The sequence below is a fragment of the Bacillus sp. FJAT-47783 genome, assembly GCF_022808615.1.
Lineage (GTDB): Bacteria > Bacillota > Bacilli > Bacillales > Aeribacillaceae > Bacillus_BZ.
On the sequence record NZ_JAKZKS010000003.1, the window covers coordinates 19220 to 39973 of the forward strand.

19 protein-coding genes are annotated in these 20754 nt (G+C 36.1%); 3 read left to right on the top strand and 16 right to left on the bottom strand.

Going from position 1 to position 20754, the window contains the following annotated elements; all coding sequences use genetic code 11:
• Positions 1 to 58: 58 nt before the first annotated feature.
• From MLD65_RS03820 to MLD65_RS03835, 4 genes are all read right to left on the bottom strand, one after another.
• Positions 59 to 1954 (bottom strand): LTA synthase family protein, encoded by a 1896-nt coding sequence (locus MLD65_RS03820; RefSeq protein ID WP_243290552.1) that lies wholly within the window; start codon positions 1952 to 1954, stop codon positions 59 to 61.
• A 492-nt stretch (positions 1955 to 2446) separates the two neighbouring features.
• Entirely contained in the window at positions 2447 to 3412 is a 966-nt protein-coding gene (locus MLD65_RS03825) for an ROK family glucokinase (RefSeq protein ID WP_243290553.1), read from the bottom strand.
• 12 nt (positions 3413 to 3424) lie between these two features.
• On the bottom strand, positions 3425 to 3637 hold the full coding sequence (locus tag MLD65_RS03830) for a YqgQ family protein (RefSeq protein WP_243290554.1): 213 nt from the start codon (positions 3635 to 3637) through the stop codon (positions 3425 to 3427).
• A gap of 217 nt (positions 3638 to 3854) precedes the next feature.
• A complete protein-coding gene (locus MLD65_RS03835) occupies positions 3855 to 5318 on the bottom strand; it encodes a spore germination protein (protein ID WP_243290555.1) in 1464 nt (487 codons plus the stop codon).
• A gap of 137 nt (positions 5319 to 5455) precedes the next feature.
• Between MLD65_RS03835 and MLD65_RS03840 the strand changes: the two genes are divergently transcribed.
• Positions 5456 to 6340: a hypothetical protein gene (locus tag MLD65_RS03840; RefSeq protein WP_243290556.1), complete on the top strand. Its 885-nt coding sequence runs from the start codon at positions 5456 to 5458 to the stop codon at positions 6338 to 6340.
• Here MLD65_RS03840 and MLD65_RS03845 read toward each other — a convergent pair.
• The 6 genes from MLD65_RS03845 to MLD65_RS03870 all read right to left on the bottom strand — a co-directional run bounded on the left by MLD65_RS03845 (position 6315) and on the right by MLD65_RS03870 (position 12274).
• Complete coding sequence (locus tag MLD65_RS03845; RefSeq protein ID WP_243290557.1) at positions 6315 to 7850, bottom strand: rhomboid family protein; 1536 nt, start codon at positions 7848 to 7850, stop codon at positions 6315 to 6317. The genes MLD65_RS03840 and MLD65_RS03845 overlap by 26 nt on opposite strands.
• Before the next feature lie 106 nt (positions 7851 to 7956).
• On the bottom strand, positions 7957 to 8133 hold the full coding sequence (locus tag MLD65_RS03850) for a hypothetical protein (RefSeq protein WP_243290558.1): 177 nt from the start codon (positions 8131 to 8133) through the stop codon (positions 7957 to 7959).
• 61 nt (positions 8134 to 8194) lie between these two features.
• A complete protein-coding gene (locus tag MLD65_RS03855) occupies positions 8195 to 8983 on the bottom strand; it encodes a DUF92 domain-containing protein (RefSeq protein WP_243290709.1) in 789 nt (262 codons plus the stop codon).
• Positions 8973 to 9545 carry a 5-formyltetrahydrofolate cyclo-ligase gene (locus tag MLD65_RS03860; protein ID WP_243290559.1) on the bottom strand — a complete coding sequence of 191 codons (573 nt, stop codon included), beginning with the start codon at positions 9543 to 9545 and terminating at the stop codon, positions 8973 to 8975. Before MLD65_RS03860 ends, MLD65_RS03855 begins: the two co-directional genes overlap by 11 nt.
• A gap of 159 nt (positions 9546 to 9704) precedes the next feature.
• Complete coding sequence (gene rpmG / locus MLD65_RS03865; RefSeq protein ID WP_243290560.1) at positions 9705 to 9854, bottom strand: 50S ribosomal protein L33; 150 nt, start codon at positions 9852 to 9854, stop codon at positions 9705 to 9707.
• 77 nt (positions 9855 to 9931) lie between these two features.
• Positions 9932 to 12274 carry a sugar phosphate nucleotidyltransferase gene (locus MLD65_RS03870; protein WP_243290561.1) on the bottom strand — a complete coding sequence of 781 codons (2343 nt, stop codon included), beginning with the start codon at positions 12272 to 12274 and terminating at the stop codon, positions 9932 to 9934.
• Positions 12275 to 12928: 654 nt separating this feature from the next.
• Between MLD65_RS03870 and MLD65_RS03875 the strand changes: the two genes are divergently transcribed.
• A complete protein-coding gene (locus tag MLD65_RS03875; protein WP_243290562.1) occupies positions 12929 to 13291 on the top strand; it encodes a hypothetical protein in 363 nt (120 codons plus the stop codon).
• Positions 13288 to 13842 carry an endolytic transglycosylase MltG gene (locus tag MLD65_RS03880; RefSeq protein WP_243290563.1) on the top strand — a complete coding sequence of 185 codons (555 nt, stop codon included), beginning with the start codon at positions 13288 to 13290 and terminating at the stop codon, positions 13840 to 13842. The genes MLD65_RS03875 and MLD65_RS03880 overlap by 4 nt, the downstream gene beginning before the upstream one ends.
• An 80-nt stretch (positions 13843 to 13922) precedes the next feature.
• Here the strand turns inward: MLD65_RS03880 and phoU are convergent, their stop codons facing one another.
• The 6 genes from phoU to MLD65_RS03910 form a co-directional block, all read right to left on the bottom strand.
• Positions 13923 to 14582, bottom strand: a complete 660-nt coding sequence (gene phoU / locus MLD65_RS03885; RefSeq protein WP_243290710.1) for a phosphate signaling complex protein PhoU — start codon at positions 14580 to 14582, stop codon at positions 13923 to 13925.
• A 135-nt stretch (positions 14583 to 14717) separates the two neighbouring features.
• On the bottom strand, positions 14718 to 15536 hold the full coding sequence (pstB, locus tag MLD65_RS03890) for a phosphate ABC transporter ATP-binding protein PstB (RefSeq protein ID WP_243290711.1): 819 nt from the start codon (positions 15534 to 15536) through the stop codon (positions 14718 to 14720).
• Positions 15537 to 15585: 49 nt separating this feature from the next.
• The gene (pstA, locus tag MLD65_RS03895) at positions 15586 to 16464 is read right to left on the bottom strand and encodes a phosphate ABC transporter permease PstA (RefSeq protein ID WP_243290564.1); all 879 of its coding nucleotides are present in this window, start codon (positions 16462 to 16464) and stop codon (positions 15586 to 15588) included.
• A 1-nt stretch (position 16465) separates the two neighbouring features.
• Positions 16466 to 17407: a phosphate ABC transporter permease subunit PstC gene (pstC, locus tag MLD65_RS03900; protein WP_243290565.1), complete on the bottom strand. Its 942-nt coding sequence runs from the start codon at positions 17405 to 17407 to the stop codon at positions 16466 to 16468.
• Positions 17408 to 17471: 64 nt separating this feature from the next.
• On the bottom strand, positions 17472 to 18446 hold the full coding sequence (locus MLD65_RS03905) for a PstS family phosphate ABC transporter substrate-binding protein (protein ID WP_243290566.1): 975 nt from the start codon (positions 18444 to 18446) through the stop codon (positions 17472 to 17474).
• Between the two features lie 195 nt (positions 18447 to 18641).
• Positions 18642 to 20711 (bottom strand): peptidoglycan D,D-transpeptidase FtsI family protein, encoded by a 2070-nt coding sequence (locus MLD65_RS03910; protein WP_243290567.1) that lies wholly within the window; start codon positions 20709 to 20711, stop codon positions 18642 to 18644.
• Positions 20712 to 20754 lie beyond the last annotated feature (43 nt).

The following is a 20754-nucleotide window of genomic DNA, read 5'->3' on the forward strand; positions in this document are numbered from 1 at the left end:
AGATAGAATTTATTTTTAAAAAAGCTCTGATCGATCGATCAGAGCTTTATCATTTGTTCTATTCATTTGTTGTCGGTTCGGATTCAGGCTGTTCATCTGTTTCAAAAAAGCGTAACAAGTCTCCGTAAATAATTTTATCACTGTAATCTAGTTCATTCTTAGCTTTTTCCATGTACGGTTCACATGCATTAGCATCTTCCGTTGGTTCTCCGGTTTCAACATCATAGCATGTGCCGCGAGTATAAACATACTTATCTGTAATAAAGCTTCCATCACGTAGCACGATAAATGGTAAACGATCTTTTGCAAATACGTCCGTACCGAATTCAATATCATTTTTTGTGTCAATACCTAACAAGTTTAAGATGGTTGGTTTTAAGTCAATTTGACCTGTTACATCATGGAAAACTTTAGGGTTTTGATCTGTTATACCAGGAATATGAACGATAAACGGTACACGTTGTAACTGCACCGTATCATACGGTGTTATCTCTTCTTTTTGTAAAAATTGAGCCATCGCTGGGTTATGGTTTTCTGAAATCCCATAATGGTCACCATACATAATAAAAACGGAATTTTCGTATAACCCTGCCTCTTTTAACTCCTCGATAAACCTTTTCACAGCTTCATCTGTATAGCGAACCGTTGTAAAGTATCGATTTACTACTCCATCTTCAGAGTCAAACTCATCAATCAATTTGTCTTCCTCGTTTAATTCAAATGGGAAATGGTTCGTTAACGTAATATACTTCGTATAGAACGGTTGTGGAACATCTTTTAATAATTGTACAGATTGCTCGAAAAATGAAACGTCTTTCAATCCCCAACCGACTGAGTTTTCTTCATTCACATCAAAATTCGTTACATCAAAGAAACGGTCATAACCTAACGTATTATACATAATATCACGGTTCCAGAACGTACGGTTATTCGCATGGAAAACAGCTGAATAATAGCCATAATCCTTTAATATTTCTGGTGTCGCATGATATTCATTATTCGCATTCGTAAAGAATACAGAGCCACGACCGAGCGGGTAAAGGGAGTTTTCTAATAAGAATTCTGAATCAGACGTTTTCCCTTGACCAGTTTGGTGGTAAAAATTATCGAAATAGTAACTTTTCTCAATTAAATCATTTAAAAATGGTGTAATTTCTTGTCCATTCAATTCTTCATTCATCACAAAGCTTTGAACAGACTCTAAAGAAATGATAAAAACATTTCGACCTTCTGCAATTCCGTGCATTTCTTTATTTGCTTCTTTTTTATTTGCGTTTAAATAGTTCTCAATTTCAACTAAATTGTTACTGTCAGCAAGAGCACGTTGGGCAGATGTTTTCGACTGAAGTAGCGCATCATAAATATGGAAATTATAAGCACCAATATTCTTTACTAACATTTCACGGTCGAACGAACGTGTTAATAATTGTGGACGTTCTGTTTCCGCTAAACCTAAATTAAAGAAGAAAACAGCAGCTGCCATTAAAAAGTACGCAGTTTTTTCTTTTCTAGTTGTTTGAGCAGCTTTACTAAAATATGGCTTTTTCGAAATCCAAATTAACAAGGCAATATCAACAAACATTAATAAATCAACAGGCTGAATCAACTCTGTTATACTGCTTCCTAAATCCCCCATGTTACTTGCCTGGAATAACACTGGTATCGTAAGAAAGTCGTTATAGAAACGATAGAAAATCATATTAGCAATTAAAATAACGGTCATTAATATACTTGTCCCAATGACCCAGCGATTCCGATTTCGCTCTTTCATAAACAACCCTAAGCCGAATATGATCAGCAAGAAGCTTAAAGGATTAATAAATAAAATGAATTCTTGTGTAAAATTTTCTATCTTTATGTCAAAGCTAGTTTTGTAGACAACATACGTTTTTAACCACATAATGATTGTGGCAAGTAGTAAAAAAGATATTTTTGAAAATGTGTTTTTACGCAATGATATAACCTCCTCCATCGGTGGAACTGCGTATTTCCTATAAGTATTTCCATTTTTTAGGTCGATATAAATTCAACTAAGACATATCTTAATACTTCTTTTACAAAAAATCAATGTTTTTTAATACGTAACTTACAATAGGATGCTAGAATTGTAATGTTAACCTTACTGACCTTACCCATATTTTAGACGAGTTATTCAGTAAAAAGTTTCATCATTCTAATATTTTTTCTTCACTTTTTATAAGAAATAGGTGTTTTTACCCACTCTAAACATAGACAATATGACATTCACCTTATGAGTTAGAAGTTTTTTTCATATAATTGCTAAAATAATGGGTAAGAAGGGGCTGTCTAAAAGCCTCTATTAGGATAAAGCACTCTAAAATTAAGACCCAAAGAATGCTGTAAACCAACATTCTTCGGGTCTGCCTTTTTAGATTTCGGGGCGTAATTACTACGTTTCGGACAGCCCCATCCTCCTATCTTATATTCACTTCATAAGCTTTGTCTTGACAAGCCATGCTCCCCCAATAACACCTGCATCATTCCCTAATGTCGCCACTTTTATTTCAGCACCTTTTACAACTGTTGGAAAAGCGAATTTTTTGAAATAATCTTGCACTTTATGTAAGAATAAGTCCGCTCCTTTGGAAACGCCTCCACCGATAATCACTTTTTTTGGATTTAGACTAGTAGAAAGATTGGCGATTGCGAGTCCTAAATAAAATGACATCTCGTCAATAACACTTTTTCCGATGGCATCCTCTTTTCGAGCAGCATCGAAAACATCTTTAGCCGATATAAATCCAGCTTGTTTATACTTTTCTTTTAGTGTACTGTTTACGTTTTGATGTTGAATACGCTCAAGTGCCAAACGGACGATACCTGTTGCCGATGCGACCGTCTCTAAGCATCCTGTCTTCCCACAATTACAAGGAGCGCCTCCTTCAGGAACTACTGTAATATGACCGATTTCTCCCCCGGCGCCAAGCACACCATGGATGACTTCACCATTTGCAATAATTCCTCCACCTACGCCTGTCCCGAGTGTAACACAGATTAAATCTTTCGCGTTATTTCCTGCACCTTTCCACATTTCACCTAATGCAGCAATATTCGCATCATTATCAATGATGGCTGGAAGACCTGTATATTTTTCCAATTCCTCTTTTAACGGATAGTGATCCCAACCTAAGTTTACGGCGTTGTAAACTAAACCTGTTTCTAATTCAACTGGTCCAGGGGCACCCATACCAATTCCAATAAGGTCTTTATATTCAAATCCTATCTCGTTTACTTTTTGTTTAATCGCTTCAGCAATATCTTGCACAATTGTATTACTTACTTTATTCGTCGGAATTTCCCACTTGACGACTATTTCCCCATTTAGACGAATGAAAGCTATTTTAACGGTTGTTCCACCTAAATCAACCCCAACTAAATATTTGTTTTCCAATATCCTCACCCTTTACACATTCGATTTTCTTTTATCCTTTTCTTTTTGCATTTCTTGCCTTAACAAGAGCACAGCCATTTGAAATTCTTTCGTATCAACAAACTGTGATTGATAAAGTTGTTTTAGCTCTTCTTCCATTAATTCTAAGTCTGCTAGACGATCCCCAATATAAATAATAGTTCCAAATCGCTTTAACAGCTGTTGTACATCATATATCGTCTTCAACGATGCTCACACCTTTTTAGATTTATGACTATCTTCAAGTATAAAGATTCCATCCAAACCGTCAAGGTAAATGGAAAATGCATAAAAAAAGGTTTGACCGAAACGTAGTATATACGCTCCGAAACCTAAAAAGACAGACCCAAAGAAAGCTGTAAAATCAACATTCTTTGGGTCTTAATACTGAAATGCCTTATATATAAACTTCTCACACTGCTCCTTAACGGTCTGGATCGCGTGGATGAAGGAATGTCGGCCGGCGATTTTTCAAAGGAATCGGTGACCTTATAAAGATATCTCGCAACGCTCTATAATTGAACGGGATAAATGGCCATAAATACGGAACATAAAATGACTTTAACCGAGCTAGCATGAGCACCCATAAAGTAATTCCTACAAAATATCCACTGACTCCGAAAAAGCCTGCTAATAGCAATAAGACAATTCGTGTTAAACGATTGGCAAGTCCAAGCTCATAACTTGGTGTAGCAAATGTTCCGATTGCTGCTATAGATAAATATAATATGACTTCATTCGTTAACAACCCAACATCTACAGCGACCTGGCCGATCATAAGAGCCGCAATGAGACCTAAAGCGGTTGCTAATGACGATGGCGTATGAATAGCCGCCATCCTTAATAAGTCGATCCCGACTTCAATGATTAGAAATTGAAATAATAATGGAATCGCCCCTTCTTCACTTAATCCAATAAAATCAATTTGATTAGGGAGTAAATCACCATTTTCCGCTAATAAATACCATAAAGGTAATAGAAAAATCGAAGCAAATACACCCATAAACCGAACAAATCGTAGATAAGCCCCAGATAAAGGCTTATTCCGATATTCCTCCATATGTTGCAAATGATGCCAAAACGTTGTTGGTGTAATAAGAGCACTCGGTGAACCATCTACGAAAATAATGACATGACCTTCAAATAAATGAACCGCTGCTGTATCTGGCCTTTCAGTATAGCGAACGATTGGATACGGGTTCCAATGCCGTCCGGAAATGAATTCTTCGACTGTTTTTTCAGCCATCGGCAATCCGTCTGTATCAATGCTTGCGAGCGCTTTTTTCACTTCTTTCACATGAGATGGATCAGCGATATCTTCAATATAGCTAATTACAACATCTGTTTTTGACCTTCTCCCTATTTGCATATATTCCATTCTTAGAGACGGATCTCGTACTCTTCTTCTCGTTAGCGCCGTATTAAATACGATCGTTTCAACAAAACCATCACGCGATCCTCTAACGACACGTTCCATATCCGGCTCTTCTGGACCTCTTACAGGATATGTCCTCGCATCTATAACAATAGCATATTCAAGTCCTTCCACGAGTAAAACCGTTGGCCCTGCTAAAACAAAATCAACTACTTGCTTTAAATCGTTCGTTTGGTCAATTTCTACATATGGTATATATGTTTTTAAAAGTTTTTCTAACGTATCCCCTTCAAGTGCTTCTTTCGATAATTTCGCTAAAAATTGCATTAAATAGTGTAATATATCATCTTTTACAAATCCATCAATCATATATAACATCATTTCTCGCTCAGCATAATTTACTTCGAGCTGGATGACGTCAAAGCTTTTATCGACCCCTAATTTTTCACTTAAAAAGTTGCGATTTTCATTTAAGTCCGGAGATACTTTATGCTCAATATTCTTCTGCTTCATCACATTATTACTCCATTTCCAAATATTTCTTCTTTAACCATCTTTGACGAATATTTTCTAATCCATACGTTACAAGGCATATTTCAGCTATTTTACGCATAATTGTTTACAAACTCGTCCAATTCGGAGTGATGGTGATGAAGAAAAATTGGTGGATATTTATTATAATTTCACTGCTTATTGCATTAAGCTTTTATCTTTCAAAAAGACTCGCTGTGAAGGAAAGTATCATATTTTTTCCATTAAGTGAAAATGTCCTATTTACAGATGCTAATACGACTGTCTCTTTAATCGAAAAAAAGAATGCTGAAGATCATATTTTAGAATGGGATGTTCATTCAGCAACAAGTGAAGAAATATATTTACGTCAAGATATTTCACTATTATTTGTTGATGGCGAATTAAAACATACAATGGCAGAATGGGAAGACCATAGTCAAAAATTAGCCCAATATGAAAAAATCACTGGTCAAGATAGTAGTCATTATGAAACGATTTCCTTTCATTATGGTGAAATTCATGAAAATGAAGAAAAAATTCGAAGTGTTCAAAAGATGAGCGAGGATCACTTATATGTTATCGACTCATCATTTAGCAAGCTAACATCATTCAAAAATCCTGTTACGGAAGAAGAAGCAGAATGGAAAGAGATTTTAGACCATATTCAGTCGCAGCAATTACATTATCGATGGGAACGGTTAATCGGTCATTTTCAAATCAATCCATCTCAATACATCCAATTTCCGCTGACAGACTTGCCGAAATATAATGAAAAACCGTTAGAAGGATTTACAAAGAACGAAACGCAAACGATTATCGGAACACTTTGGGAAGGATTGTATAAGCAATATTTTCTCGGCTTAAAAAGAAAAGACGGATCCATTGAGGATCCGATTGGTAGTAGCTTACCACTCCTATTACTTGCCAAAGACAAAACACATTTAATTGTATTAATTGAGGGAAAAAGTGGATATCCGTATCAACTATATCAAAAAATTATTGAAGTTGAAGAGTCGATTTAAAGGAACGATAGACATCGTTTTTCGGATCTAGCCTTATTGCTTCATTAATCGCTTCGGTTGCTTTATGTAATTCGTTTCGTTCATGATATGCGACACTTAGCACATAATAGGCTTGGTGATATGTTGGATCCGTTTTAATGACATGTAATAAGTTCGGAATGGCTTTTTCCATTTCTCCTAGTTCTAGCTGCGATACAGCAAGAAGAAAGGTGACTTCAGGAGGAGCATCTTCTAACTTGTTAGCCTGCCATAAAATATCGTTCGCCCTTTTAAACTCTCCTTCAGCTAAATACTGTTTACTTACAGCGATCGCCGCGTAACTATCCCGTTCTGGCATAAGCTTAAATCCATAATAAAGCAAACTTGTTATCATCATAACGGATAAGGCAATTCCGACTAAACGGAACGTATTGCGAGACATTTTTGGCAGTTGAACGATTAATGCAGCTACAAAGCCACCAATAAGTCCCCCAATATGTCCTGCGTTATCGATATTCGGGATCGCAAACCCTAAGCTCAAGTTAATGGCAATAACAATTAAAATGTTAGGACCAATTGTTCTAAAAAACAAATTCGGTTTTAAAAGGCCTAATAGTAATAGAGAACCAAATAACCCAAATATTGCACCAGAGGCTCCAGCCGAAATAGCCGGACTAAACACAAAACTCGCAATCGTCCCTGTAATCCCAGCAAATAAATAAATGAACAAAAACCGTAAAGACCCATACATTTTCTCAACAGCCACCCCAATATAATAAAGGGCGAACGAGTTCATTAATAAATGTAAAAAGCCAATATGTAGAAAAATAGGTGTAACAAATCGCCACCACTCACCTGCATAGATAAGTTCATTTACTTTTGCACCAAATTTCAATAACGTATCCGTATTCGTGCTGCCTCCAAACAATTCTAATACAACAAACATGAAAATTTGAATCAATAAAAAAACTTTTGTGAAAAACGGCTTTCCATGTTCAAATAGTTCTCGTTCTTGTTTCATATTCTGGTTAACAAAGTTCAAAACACCTTGTTTTATATGGTGAAGTTCTTCATAATCATGTTTTTCTCGTTGTCCATCTTTTTCTACATTTACTAATGAGATACCAAGAATTTCTTCAAGTTGCACAATTCTATTATGTACATGAGCAAGGTCAATGAAAATCGTTTTCAAAGTTGTATGTCCTTGCTGCATTGGTTTTTCAACATGAATGTGCCAATCATCAACAGGTTCATATGTTGATATATAGACATTTAAGACGTTTAAATTCCTTTTCAAAGACTCTTTTCTTACTGCTTCAAACATTGTTACAGCATCATTCATATCACGTGCCAACCAGTTTCCCCAATCCACATCGATTCTTTTTAAGCGGAGAAGCTGTACGTCACCTTTTCCACTCGGCTCAAGCCATACTTCACGATGATCAGGTGAAATATGAATAAGCCGATAGCGATGCTTCATGACAAATTGTTCAATCAATTTCCAAAATAAAAAATCTTGCTGGATGATCATAAGTTCATCTCTCCGAAATGTTTTTATCTATTATAACAAGGGTTCTAAACGAAATAAATGAAAGTGCGTTAGAAAAACGAAATGGCTGCCTCTAAAGAGTCAGCCTTCAAGGTTGAAACCGAAAAGCATTATGCATAAATTTGTCTTTTAAAAACGGCATCTTTATAGCTAAACTAATAAAAAATTGTCGAACGACCTTCATTCCAAGGAGAACGTTTAATACTTTATACCGAAATTGTACGAGCATTAATACTCCGATGATTAATAATAACATACGCTTCATATTCATCCCTCCTGCCTTTATTGTTTGTAAAGGGAGGAGATTTTATCCTTTGTTCATTTTACTAAAGGAGAATTAATATAATAAGGGAGAAAGCTGTTATAAAGCTAATGGAAACAATGTTGACAAAGTCATTGTTCACAAACGGCAGACCTTTTACATAAGCTGTCTTTTTTCTACAGTGAACCTGTTTTTCTGTCATGACATGACAAGAGGTACATCGATATTTGACTTGAATTGTCCCACCTAACAATGTGTCGACAACATGACCGAAAAAACCGCTTAACAAGATGAGAAAGCTAATCTGCCAAGACAGTTCAAATAATATTGTGGCACTGATCGAAATGATGGCTGAACCTAAAAATGCCGCGATAGTCCCTAATGTTGACACCGCTCCTGATGTACCCGTCTCAACTTTTTTAAATGTTAACAGAAGTCTAGGTTTTCTTTTACTTAATGTCCCAATTTCAGAAGCCCACGTATCTGAATTAGCGCTTGCAATCGCAATAGCATATAACACGTTCCACTGTTCGAAATCTTGCCACAATAGGGCAAGTATTGAGACTAAGAGCGGGATCCCACCGTTAGCAATCACTTGAACACTGTCTCTTTGACTCCCTTTTGCATTCATTTGTTCAGCAATTAATTTCCGTTGACTTTTCACGTGACTCCATAAGCTCGAACTAGCAAAGAAAATACCTAATAAAATGATTCCGTCCCAACCAAAGCTTATATAAATACTAGACCCTACTAAACACGCTGTACATGCACCTAAAAAAGTAAGTGAGCGAATTAAATACCCTATCAATGATAAAGATAAAATAAAAATAATCACAACCATCTCATTCGTCATGGACACATTTCTTCATTCCTCGCTCCGTTATTATGTATTGAACTGGAATATCGTGATCTTCACGAGGTACAAATGGTATCACTTGTAAAGAAAAAGCAAGTGAAATTGTGCGATTTTTAAAATTTTCTAAATATCGATCATAATATCCTCCACCATAGCCAATACGATATCCGCTTACATCAAATACAATGCCAGGTACGATGATGAGATCTATCTCATCAATTTGACATGGAACGGTCTTTTCGATAATTGGTTCTTGCAATCCAAAATAAACGATTTCAAGCTCATGCAAGGATTGGATTACTCGAAATTCCATACGTTTTTCATTCGGATAACATTTCGGTACGACTACTTGTTTCCCTTCATTCCAAGCATGCTCAATAATCGGAAATGTGTTAATTTCCCTTCCTCTCGAAAGCGTGATGGCAATTGTTCTCGCATGATTCCACATATCAGTAGCAACTAAAATTTGCGATATATTTTGACACCATTCGTCATATGTATCACCATCTATTTGCGTTAATGTTTCTTTCATTTGTTGTCGTAACCGTTTTTTTTCCATGCTTGTTTACCGCCTCCTTTTGCAGTTCTATTATAACATTAGTAGTCTCGTGTGCCCTTGCCTTTTCAACAAGAAAAAGCGCAGGGCACCTTAAATATCCCCACTAGCAAAGACATTATGTATAAATAAAAAAACAGCAGGAAATGCATTTCCTACTGCTTACTTTGTTTCACGGTGTAAAGTATGCTTTTTATCTCTTGGGCAATACTTTTTGAATTCAACGCGTTCAGTGTTTGTGCGTTTGTTTTTTGTCGAAATATAGTTACGCTCACCACATTCTGTGCAAGCAAGTGTAATATTTACGCGCATGTTTCTTTCCCTCCATAAACTATTATAAATCAGACTTAACTATCATATCATTTTTGTGCACTAAAATCCACAGCAATTTAGGATTTTTGATAATGAACAATTTTCCCTGTGTAGAAAGAGGTCATTTCTTTCGCACGTTGAAGAGAGGAAGCCTTTGTTAAGATTGTTATAATTGGCTTCTCTGCATGTGGGAAGATCAATGTCCAATCATCTTTATCATGATGAATTTTAATACCATTTTGAAGCGATGTAACGATCCCACCAAATTCTTCAATTAATCTTCGCATAATTTCCCCTCGTTTAAGCCAATGGCATGATACTTCCTCATACATCATATGATACTTATTGCTATCTATTTGAAAAGATGTGATGTCTTCCTTCCTTTTCGATAATGTTTTAACGAAAGAGAAAAAAAGAAAGAAAGCATCGTATTGGAGAGAAAAAGAAGTTCCTAATGTTTTTAATTCTTTTTTTCGATCATGAATTGGAGATATGAAAATTTTTTCTTTATGATCGACTTCGGCAGATAAATAAAGGTACAATCCCTCCATCCTAAATTTGTCTAATAGATGTCCAAACTGATCAAATATTTTTAATCTTTCCCCATGGCGATCAATCCAAAAGCCTCCATCCAAATTGTTTGATTGAATAATAGACGAAAACTGTTCAGTCGTTATAGGTTCTGAAAATTCCGTGAATTTACAAGGTAATTCTTGAAGCATTTTTGAAAAATGATGCTTAACTGGTGTTTCATTCATAACAGCAAAATGGTAATTTGCATGGCTCACTCCATCCATCTTTTTCTTTAATATAGAAAAATAAGAATCAAGAACGTTACGCTTCCTCCACTCATATCCAATTTTATCTCCCTCAACTCGACGAAAATTTAAGTACTGAAAAGCTTTCCGAACCGCTTGCTCTAATTTTGTGTCGATCGGAACCCCTTTGTTCGTATAAAACTCTATTGACGTCTCTCTTCCTTTTCGGTCACTTTGAATAAAGACACCGTAAGAAACTTGTTCATGGCGACATGCGTATTGAAAAATTGGTGTTGCTAAATCTTCCGCACAACACATCGTTTGAACACCCGTACAAAGTAGAGATTGATTCATTATTTCAGCTACTGTTTTTGAATATGGATGGCCATCACTTCCTACTAAAATTAATGAATGTTGATTAATCGTACTACCAAACGCAAGTGCTAACTTTAAGGAAAATTCAGGTGTGCATTCGACATTCGAAAGCCCTTGGACGCCACGTGCTTTAAATAGCGAACCGTTCTCAATACTCCCCCATTTTACATACTCTTTTTCATACGAATACGGCGGGATTTTTTTAGCAGGCCATATATATACATTTTCGCCTACTTTAGCTTCACGTTTAACATGTACGTTCTCTCCCATCACGGCACCATTAAAAATAATCGAATTTTTTTCAAAAATACAGCCGGTTCCAACTGTTGCCCCGATAATCTGACTATTTTCCATTACGGTCTGCTGCGGCCAAAGAATGGATCGTTCCAAGTAACTTCCATGATGAATATACGAATCATTTCCTATAACCGTGTATGCCTTTACTTCACAGTCTTCTGAAATGACTGAGTTTTTACCTATATAAATGGGTGGGTTGTATTTTGCTCGATTACTTATATAAACATCTTTTTCAAGCCAAACTCCTTTTTGTACTTCTTTTGCATGAAGTGGGAGATTTACTTTTCGATCAAGCAAATCAAACTGCGCTTGTCTATATTGCTCTAAGCTACCAATGTCCGACCAATAGCCCGCTGTTTCATAATAATGAAGCGGAATCTTCTGTTTCAACAATTGCGGGAAAATATCTTGACTAAAATCGGTAGGAACTTCTCGTTTAATAAAGTGGAAAATGTCCGGTTCAAAAATATAGATTCCTGTGTTAACCAAATTCGTGCACACTTCGTTCCATTCAGGCTTTTCGATAAAACCTTCTATTTGTTTTGTCCTTGGGTTTCCGATTATAAGCCCATAATCAAGCGGCATATTGACCGCTTTTGCAATAACGGTACAAATTTGCTGGTGGCTTTTATGGAAGGATAAAGCTTCGTCCAAATGAAGGTCTGTAAGAGCATCGCCACTTATGACTAAAAATGTCTCATTTAAGTGTTGTTCACAAAGCTTGATCCCTCCTGCTGTACCTAACGGCTTTTCTTCTTCAATATACGTTATATGAACACCGCTTTCTTTTCCATTCCCAAAATGGTCTTTTATTACATAACCTAAATAATTTAATGTAATATAAATATCTGTAATCCCGTACTGTTTTAACAACCCAATTGTATATTCCATTAAAGGCTTATTTAAAATCGGTACCATAGGCTTTGGAAGGTGACATGTCAACGGTGTTAGACGTTCTCCTTTTCCACCTGCTAAAATAACAGCTTTCATGTTTCCACCCTCTTTTACATTCATTCAAAAAGCATTCTTTTAAAAGTAGTTAGTTGAATAAAGTGAAACTTCATTCAGTGGTTTTTTTCACCCCCCACTGAATGTTAGTCCCTACGGGATGACCTAAAGGACCTTGTGACCCACAGGATGTGGGTTACACAGACGTTGCCACAGGACGTGGCGCTCTTAGTCTGTGTTCTTTATGTTCTGACCTTTACGGGCAGTTGGCCCCCACCTACCTTCTTCGCATTGCTACAAAATCTTGAGGTGGGGGTCTTACTGCCCGTTAAGAGTGGGATAAAATATGTTAATATGTAGATTTATGAAATTTGTGTGTAGGAAATTTTCTGGTAAGGTATTAAAAGTAAAACAGAGATGAATTAATTACTATGGAAAAATATATTAAAACATCCCCTTAAAAAAAGGAAGGGTAACGAATTATATAAGCAGTGTTTCTTTCAACAACAAAATTTTAATGGACAACCGTTTCATTAGAGGTATTTAACTCATTGTAACATCCTTACAAAGAAAGGAAAACTCATTAATTGTTGTGTTTTTTATACAAATTTCTACATATTTCTTCGTTTTTTTCGTTTCGTTTCTTCGCTTTTTATGTTATAAAGGTAAATGGATAATCTTCAAGAAGGTGAGAAAATGGAATTTGTAATTATTGCACTGTTTGTCATAAGCGTTGTTTTATTAGCACTATCTTTTTCACAACGCGATCACTACAAGGAATTAGAGGAAGAAGTTGAGCAACTATCTGTTTCGGCAATGCAAGAGATCTACAAAATGAAGAAGAAAATGCGTGTATTTGAAGAAGAGCTTTTACAAAGTGATAGCGGAAATTTTTCACAACACACTCAACCTGTGTTACATTTTGATTATTATACAAAAAATAAAATTCTAACGAAATATGAGCAAGGAATGTCTATTTCAGATATTGCGAAATCAGAAAATGTGACTGCCGAAGAAGTAAAATTAATGATCGAACAGAATAAGAGGGATTTATCATGAACAAGAGGCTTTTACAAACTTTTGCAGCAGGCATGATTGCTTCTACGACCGTTTTAACTATTACTTTTTATCTCGGCGGGTATCATAAACCGACTACGTTGAAAGCGGACGTAACAGATGCAGACGTTATTAGCTATCTTGAAAAAAATGAACAAGTCGCAATATCAAAGCAGGAATACGATCAATTAGTAAAAGAACAAAATGATGAGAAAAAACAAACGAATGTAAAAAAAGAGAAACCGGTAGAAGAAACACCGAAAGAAACGGATGAACAAACCGAATCCAATAAAAAAGAAGAGCAACCTAAAGAACAACCTAAACAAGAGGAAGAGAAAAAAGAACAACCTAAAGCCGTATCGATTACGATAAAAGAAGGAATGGCAACAAGTGACGTTTCGAATTTACTCGAATCGGCTGGTGTCATCAAATCTTCGTCTGAATTCAGTAAGTATTTAATTGAGCATGAATATCATACCCGTGTCCAAATCGGCACATTTGAAGTAAAAAACGGTATGAGTTTCTATGAGCTTGCAGAAGCTATTACTCGATAAGAAAAGCGCAAGTGCCTCGATCATCCCCGGTAAGTAAAAAACGAGAGGTGTACGCATGAATGCGTACACCTCTCGTTTTTTTATTTATTTAATTGATAATGACGACCTTTTACTAAATAAAAAATGTTTTCGGAAATATTCGTCGCATGATCTCCTATCCGTTCTAAGTACCGTGCGACAAATGCAAGTTGTGTCATTTGGCTTATATACTGATATTCAGACTGAATTAAATTAAATAAGTCACGAATGACCTGACCGTATAGATCATCTACTTGATCATCCATATCAGCAACTTTTTTTGCAACCACGGTATCTTCTTCTAAAAACGCCTGGATGGAAAGGGATAGCATTTCTGTCGAAAGCTTTTGCATTTGTTTTATATGTTCAATAGGCTTTATGAATGGTTCATTGCCAATTCGAATGGTTGATTTAGCAATATTTACGGCGAAATCCGCCATTCGCTCGATATCAGCAGCGATTTTAATTGTTGTTACGATACGTCGTAAATCAATCGCAACCGGTTGTTGCTTTGCAATTAAAAGAATAGCTAAATCATTGATTTCCTCTTCCAATTGATCTACTTTTACATCATCTTCAATAATCTTTAACGCTAAGTCTATATTTTGATTCGTTAATGCTTGAACGGAAAGTGTTAACGCGTTAGCCGTTAAATCCCCCAATTCCTTTAATTTCGATTGTAACTCCTGTAAATCGTATTGAAATTTCTCTCTCATGATGATACCTCCGAAAACCTGATTCGTATATAGAGAGCCGTGGATGACTTTGCCCACGACTCAGTCTTTTAATATTCGACTACTGTTAAGTTAACCCCCGATTTGAAGCTAATGTAAGGTTCATTGTGTTCATTGTGACTTTTATCCAAAACGACCCGTAATATAATCTTCCGTGCGCTTATCTGAAGGGTTAGAGAAAAGCTTATCTGTAGCTGTATATTCGATGACTTCTCCATTTAGGAAAAATGCTGTTTTATCAGAAATACGTGCTGCTTGTTGCATATTATGTGTAACAATGATAATACTATAATTTTTCTTCAACTCTTGAACAAGCTCTTCAACTTTTAACGTAGAAATTGGGTCAAGAGCGGAAGTTGGTTCATCCATTAAAATAACATCCGGTTCAATTGCTAAACACCTTGCAATACATATTCTTTGCTGCTGACCACCAGATAATCCGTATGCATTTTCATTTAAACGGTCTTTTACTTCATCCCAGATTGCTGCACCACGTAAACTTTTTTCAACTATTTCATCTAATACTTTTTTGTCACGGATTCCATGAATACGTGGACCATAGGCAATATTGTCATAAATAGATTTTGGAAACGGATTTGGTTTTTGGAATACCATTCCTACTTGAGTACGAAGTTCTTCCACACGGTATGATTTATCAAAAATATTTTTACCACGATATAATATTTCACCAGATGTACGAACAATCGGTATTAATTCAACCATGCGATTTAACGTTTTAATATACGTTGATTTTCCACAACCAGAAGGACCAATGATTGCTGTTACTTCATTTTCATAAATATCTAAATCAATATTTTTTAATGCTTGATCATTTCCGTACCATAAGTTTAAGTTTTTTGTATGATAAACAATATTTTTTTCTTTTTTATCTTGCACGTTATGACTTCCTTTATCCACCGTTTTTACAGACTCACTCTTCATATGTGTAATCGTCATTATAAAAACCTCCCTCATCCTATGACACAAAAAATTAGTATCGTTTTTGATATTTATTTCTAATAAATACGGCAATTGAGTTCATGACAATTAAGAAAATGAATAATACGATAATACCTGCCGCAGCTACATTTTGAAACTCCGCCTGAGGACGTCCAGCCCAGTTATAAATTTGAATTGGCATAACCGTAAACGTACTTAATAAGTTTTCTGGTAAATAGTTAACGAATGCGAATGCTCCGACTACAAGTAATGGTGCAGTTTCACCTATCGCACGTGAAAAAGCTAATATACTTCCTGTTAAAATACCAGGTATTGCAGATGGAAGTATAACTCGATATATCGTCTGCAATTTTGTCGCTCCCATTCCATACGATGCTTCTTTTAGTTGATTCGGCACGGCTCGAATCGCTTCCTGCGAAGCTACGACAATAACCGGAAGTATGAGTAAACTCATCGTTAGTCCACCAGCTAAAATACTGCGTCCAAGATCCATTGCTCTAACGAAAACCGTTAATCCTAATAAACCGAATACGATGGATGGAACCCCTGCAAGGTTAGAAATATTTGTTTGAATAAAGCTAGTAAACTTATTTTTCTTGGCATATTCCTCTAAATAAATCGCTGTACCCACACCGAGTATAAGCGAAACGGGAATGACTACGCCCATCAACCATAAAGACCCGACTAAAGCTGCCTTAATTCCAGAAGCTTCAGGACGACGAGAAGCATAATTTGTAAAATACTCAAGATCTAAATAACTAATTCCTTGAGTGAATATCCGATACAGAAGTACTGCAAGAACAACAAGGGCAAATCCTGTTGCAACCATAAATATTCCGTAGTAGATTTTATTTTTCGCTAAACGACCCGCCATCCGTTTAGCTACTAAAGATTGATCAACTAACTTCATTTTAATACTCCTCCCTGAATCGACGAGAAATATATTGTGCAAGCATATTCATAAGAAGGGTGAACACAAATAACGTTGCACCTACAGCGTAAATGCTGTAATAAATCGTCGTACCGTACCCTGCGTCACCAGAACTTACTTGAACAATATACGCTGTCATCGTTTGAATAGACTCTGTTGGATCAAATGTTAATTTAGGTGTAGCACCACCAGCAAGCGTTACAATCATCGTTTCCCCGATTGCACGTGAAACAGCCAAAACGAATGAAGCTACAATTCCGGAAATAGCTGCTGGTAAAATAACTTTTATCGCAACTTCAAACTTCGTAGCACCTAAAGCAAGCGCTCCTTCACGCATCGCGTTAGGAACAGAGCTCATCGCATCTTCAGAGAGGGATGCAACCATTGGAATAATCATAATACCTACAACAATACCTGGGCTTAATGCGTTAAAAAACCCCAATTCTGGAATCATTTTTTGCAATAATGGCGTCACAAACGTTAACGCAAAAAAACCATAGACAATGGTTGGAATACCTGCTAATACTTCAAGAATCGGTTTAATAATTCTACGTGTTCGATCTGATGCATACTCACTCAAGAAAATAGCTGAAGCTAATCCAATAGGTAATGCAACGACCATCGCCACAACGGCGATTAAAAGCGTACCCGAGATAAGAGCCATAATTCCATAGGAAGGATCACTTTCATAGAACGGATACCATTCTGTATCTGTAAAAAAATCGACAATTGACACGCGAGTAAAAAAAGTAAGTGTTTCTGTTGTTAACGTTAATAAAATACCAATCGTTGTTAAAATAGAAATGATTGCGGTAACAAATAAAAACTTTGGTACAAGTTTTTCAACTATTTGCAGTCCAGATTTTTTTGCTTTTTTCTCTCTAATCATTTCCCTTACTGATTGTTTAGTTGATAAAGCCATTTTCGAAAACCCCTTTCCCATTTGCATAGGAAGATGAGAAGCAAAATGCTTCTCATCATAATATTTATTTTAAACCTTCAAGTGTTTTTAATTGCTCATCATATTGTTCTTGAGGTAAACGTACATATCCTACTTCTTCGGCTAAATCGCCAGCATTTTCTAATGTAAATTTAACATATTCGTAAACTTGCTCTTTATCTTTAACAGAAGCATTGTTAACGTATACGAATAACGGACGAGAAAGAGGCTCGTAAGTACCGTTTTCGATCGTTTCATTAGTAGGCTCTACTGCTTCTCCGTTAGAGTTTACAATTGGTACAACTTTTAACGTATCTTTATTTTCTAAGTAGTAAGCATATCCGAAGTAACCAATTGCATTTTTATCGTTTTGAACACCTTTAACAAGTACGTTGTCATCTTCTGATAATGTAGCATCTTTAACCATTTGCTCTTCTTCAAGAACTACTTCGTTAAAGTAGTCATAAGTACCAGAATCTGTACCAGGAGAGAAATATTTGATTGGCTCGCTTGGCCACTCAGCGTTGATGTCAGACCATTGTTTCGCTTCGCCAGTCCACATTTTCTTAAGATCTTCAATCGTTAATTTGTCTACCCAATCATTATCTGGGTTTACAACTACGGACAATCCGTCAAAAGCAACTTTAAATTCAGTCAACTCAATACCGTTAGATGCTGCTTGTTCTTTTTCTTCATCTTTAATTGGACGAGATGCGTTGGAAAGATCTGTTTCACCAACAACGAAACGCTTAAATCCGCCGCCAGAACCAGAAATACCTACTGGTGCTTTTACCTCAGGGTATTTTGAACCAAATTCTTCAGAAACAGCTTCCATGATTGGCCCAACTGTTGAGGAACCATCAATTGCAACTTCACCTTCTAACTGCTTTTCACCAGCAGTTTCTTCCGTTGCTTGTCCATCATTTGTTTCTGTGTTTGTTTCTCCGTTTCCACATGCAGCAGCAAATGCCATCATCGAACCTAACATGATAGACATCGCTAAAAATTTAAAGCTTTTCATTTCTTAATTCCCCCTAATGTATCGTGTTTATGCCCTACGAGTAATAGAATAACGGTTAAACTTTAATTTGGTTTTAAACAAATGTAAAGGTTTTGTAAATGCTACAGCTTTTTTGTTCCAACATATACAAATACAGTAAAGAAAAAAGCTAGCACTGAATGCTAACTTTCTTCTTTATTATACCTATTTTGTTGCTTACTCATTCTTACCTTGGACTTTTTGTTCTTGCAATTTAAAATAAGCATCTAAAACTTTCCGGCCGATGATCTTATTAATAGCATGGTCATTCGATGCACCTTGATAAGCCCAAGGCACAACGACAGAAAAAGCAACTTTTGGATCATCATAAGGTGCATATCCTACAAGTGTTAAATTATATGTTGACTCTAAAAATTTCTCTTTATTCGGACCATCATAAAACGCTTCTGCCGTTCCAGTTTTCCCTGCAGGACGATATTCGGCTCCTGAAAAATAAGAATAGCCTGTTCCACCTTTTTCTAAGAATACCTGTCTCAGTCCTTCTTGTACTCGGTCAATATATTTTTCATCCATGTCAACTCGATTTAATATTTCCGGTTCAACCGATTCGATAATGGATCCTAAATGTTCTTTAGGCTCCGAATCCCGTATTTCTTTCACAATTTGCGGTTTCATACGGTACCCGCCGTTTGCAATTGTAGATATATATTGCGCAAGTTGAAGCGTCGTGTACGTATCATATTGACCTATGGAAAGATCCAGTAATAAACCAGGTGTCGTTGATTGTCCTTTATATCCAATAGCCTCATTCGGCAAATCGATTCCTGTTGGTACACCTAATCCAAATTGACTAAAATAATAGCGCATTGTTGAAAAAGCGGATATATCAAGTGGAAGTGCTTGTTGATATTTGTATTCCCCTCCACCCATAGCAATTGCTGTTTTAAACATATAAACATTTGATGACATTTTTAGCGCTTGTACATCGTTTATAGCACCCATCGTTTTCCAAGACTTTTTTGGCGGAGACCCTTTAATATATAGTGGTTCATCAACGAATACTGTTCCTGGTGATATTACTCCTGCTTCAAATCCTGCTAAAACGGTAGCACCTTTAACTGCAGACCCCATCGTGTAAGAGGTGGTCATTGTCCCGAGTGCAAAATCTTCTAATTCATATGCTCCGCCTTCACCTTTGACTATTTTCTTACCCGCCATCGTTAATACTTGACCAGTATTCGGATCCATCATCACGACAAATGCTCGGTCAAGCAATTCCGTTCCTGGTTGCTTTTTCGCTTTTAATAGTTCTTCTTCAATAATTTTTTCAACTTGTTGTTGCAGCTCCATATCAATTGTTAAGATTAAATCTTTTCCTGCGGAACCTTCAGCAATGACTTTTGAATCAATGATGTTTCCTGCTTGATCTGTTATATTTTTAATTTTTGTTTTCTCACCTTGTAAAACTTCTTCATATTGCTGTTCAATATAACTTGTCCCAACACGATCATTACGACTGTAGTCTCGTACTAAATAATAATTAAGCAAATCATTTGGTAACCCTTCATTTTGTGATGAAACATTTCCAAGTAATGTTTTTAATGTCATATCGTAAACATATCTCCGATCCCAATCGGTTGTCACATTAATACCTGGAAATTCACTTAAATGTTCACTAATATAGGCAATCTCCTCATTAGTAGCTCCTTTTTTGATGACATGCGGTGTTAATGCATAGCCACTATCCATTTCTCTCTTAATCGCAATAACTTCCATTTCTTCATTCCGGATTTCAGTAAGATCGTCTTCTGAAATCCTTTCTAATTGACGTTGATAAATTTCCTTATCCGATATATCACCAGAGGTTAACAACTTTTTTTCATTATCGGTAATTTTTTGTTTCGCTTCATCCGGTCTTGTTAACATCCAATAATCCTTTATGTCCCTTTCCGTCACATTGTTTGTATCGACTTCAATAATCTTTGCTAACTTCTTCGCAAGAGACAATCGTTCTGCTTGAGTAGAAGATGTTGAACGAGTATATGTAATCGTATTTAACGGTTCATTATCCACTACAAGCTGGTAGTTCCGATCATATATTTTACCTCTTGGAACGGAATTACTTACTTCCACTTCTTCCGTTCTTTCAACCTCTTCTTTATACATTTCGCCGTGAACGATTTGGACAATACCTAATCGTAGAATGAGGACTGTAAATGTTAAAAAGACGAACAAAAACAACAAATTAAGTCGAAATGAGATAGGCTTCATTCGCTTGCTTCTCATGTTGTAGCCTCCTTAAAAGCATCTATATCATTCAATTATACGC

Excerpts from the sequence above, each read along its gene's own strand:
- MLD65_RS03835 (WP_243290555.1), bottom strand. The coding sequence starts at position 5,318 with ATGAAGCAGAAGAATATTGAGCATAAAGTATCTCCGGACTTAAATGAA.
- MLD65_RS03840 (WP_243290556.1), top strand. The coding sequence starts at position 5,456 with ATGAAGAAAAATTGGTGGATATTTATTATAATTTCACTGCTTATTGCA.
- MLD65_RS03845 (WP_243290557.1), bottom strand. The coding sequence starts at position 7,850 with ATGATCATCCAGCAAGATTTTTTATTTTGGAAATTGATTGAACAATTT.
- MLD65_RS03850 (WP_243290558.1), bottom strand. The coding sequence starts at position 8,133 with ATGAAGCGTATGTTATTATTAATCATCGGAGTATTAATGCTCGTACAA.
- MLD65_RS03855 (WP_243290709.1), bottom strand. The coding sequence starts at position 8,983 with ATGACGAATGAGATGGTTGTGATTATTTTTATTTTATCTTTATCATTG.
- MLD65_RS03860 (WP_243290559.1), bottom strand. The coding sequence starts at position 9,545 with ATGGAAAAAAAACGGTTACGACAACAAATGAAAGAAACATTAACGCAA.
- rpmG (WP_243290560.1), bottom strand. The coding sequence starts at position 9,854 with ATGCGCGTAAATATTACACTTGCTTGCACAGAATGTGGTGAGCGTAAC.
- MLD65_RS03870 (WP_243290561.1), bottom strand. The coding sequence starts at position 12,274 with ATGAAAGCTGTTATTTTAGCAGGTGGAAAAGGAGAACGTCTAACACCG.
- MLD65_RS03875 (WP_243290562.1), top strand. The coding sequence starts at position 12,929 with ATGGAATTTGTAATTATTGCACTGTTTGTCATAAGCGTTGTTTTATTA.
- MLD65_RS03880 (WP_243290563.1), top strand. The coding sequence starts at position 13,288 with ATGAACAAGAGGCTTTTACAAACTTTTGCAGCAGGCATGATTGCTTCT.
- pstB (WP_243290711.1), bottom strand. The coding sequence starts at position 15,536 with ATGAAGAGTGAGTCTGTAAAAACGGTGGATAAAGGAAGTCATAACGTG.
- pstA (WP_243290564.1), bottom strand. The coding sequence starts at position 16,464 with ATGAAGTTAGTTGATCAATCTTTAGTAGCTAAACGGATGGCGGGTCGT.
- pstC (WP_243290565.1), bottom strand. The coding sequence starts at position 17,407 with ATGGCTTTATCAACTAAACAATCAGTAAGGGAAATGATTAGAGAGAAA.
- MLD65_RS03905 (WP_243290566.1), bottom strand. The coding sequence starts at position 18,446 with ATGAAAAGCTTTAAATTTTTAGCGATGTCTATCATGTTAGGTTCGATG.
- MLD65_RS03910 (WP_243290567.1), bottom strand. The coding sequence starts at position 20,711 with ATGAGAAGCAAGCGAATGAAGCCTATCTCATTTCGACTTAATTTGTTG.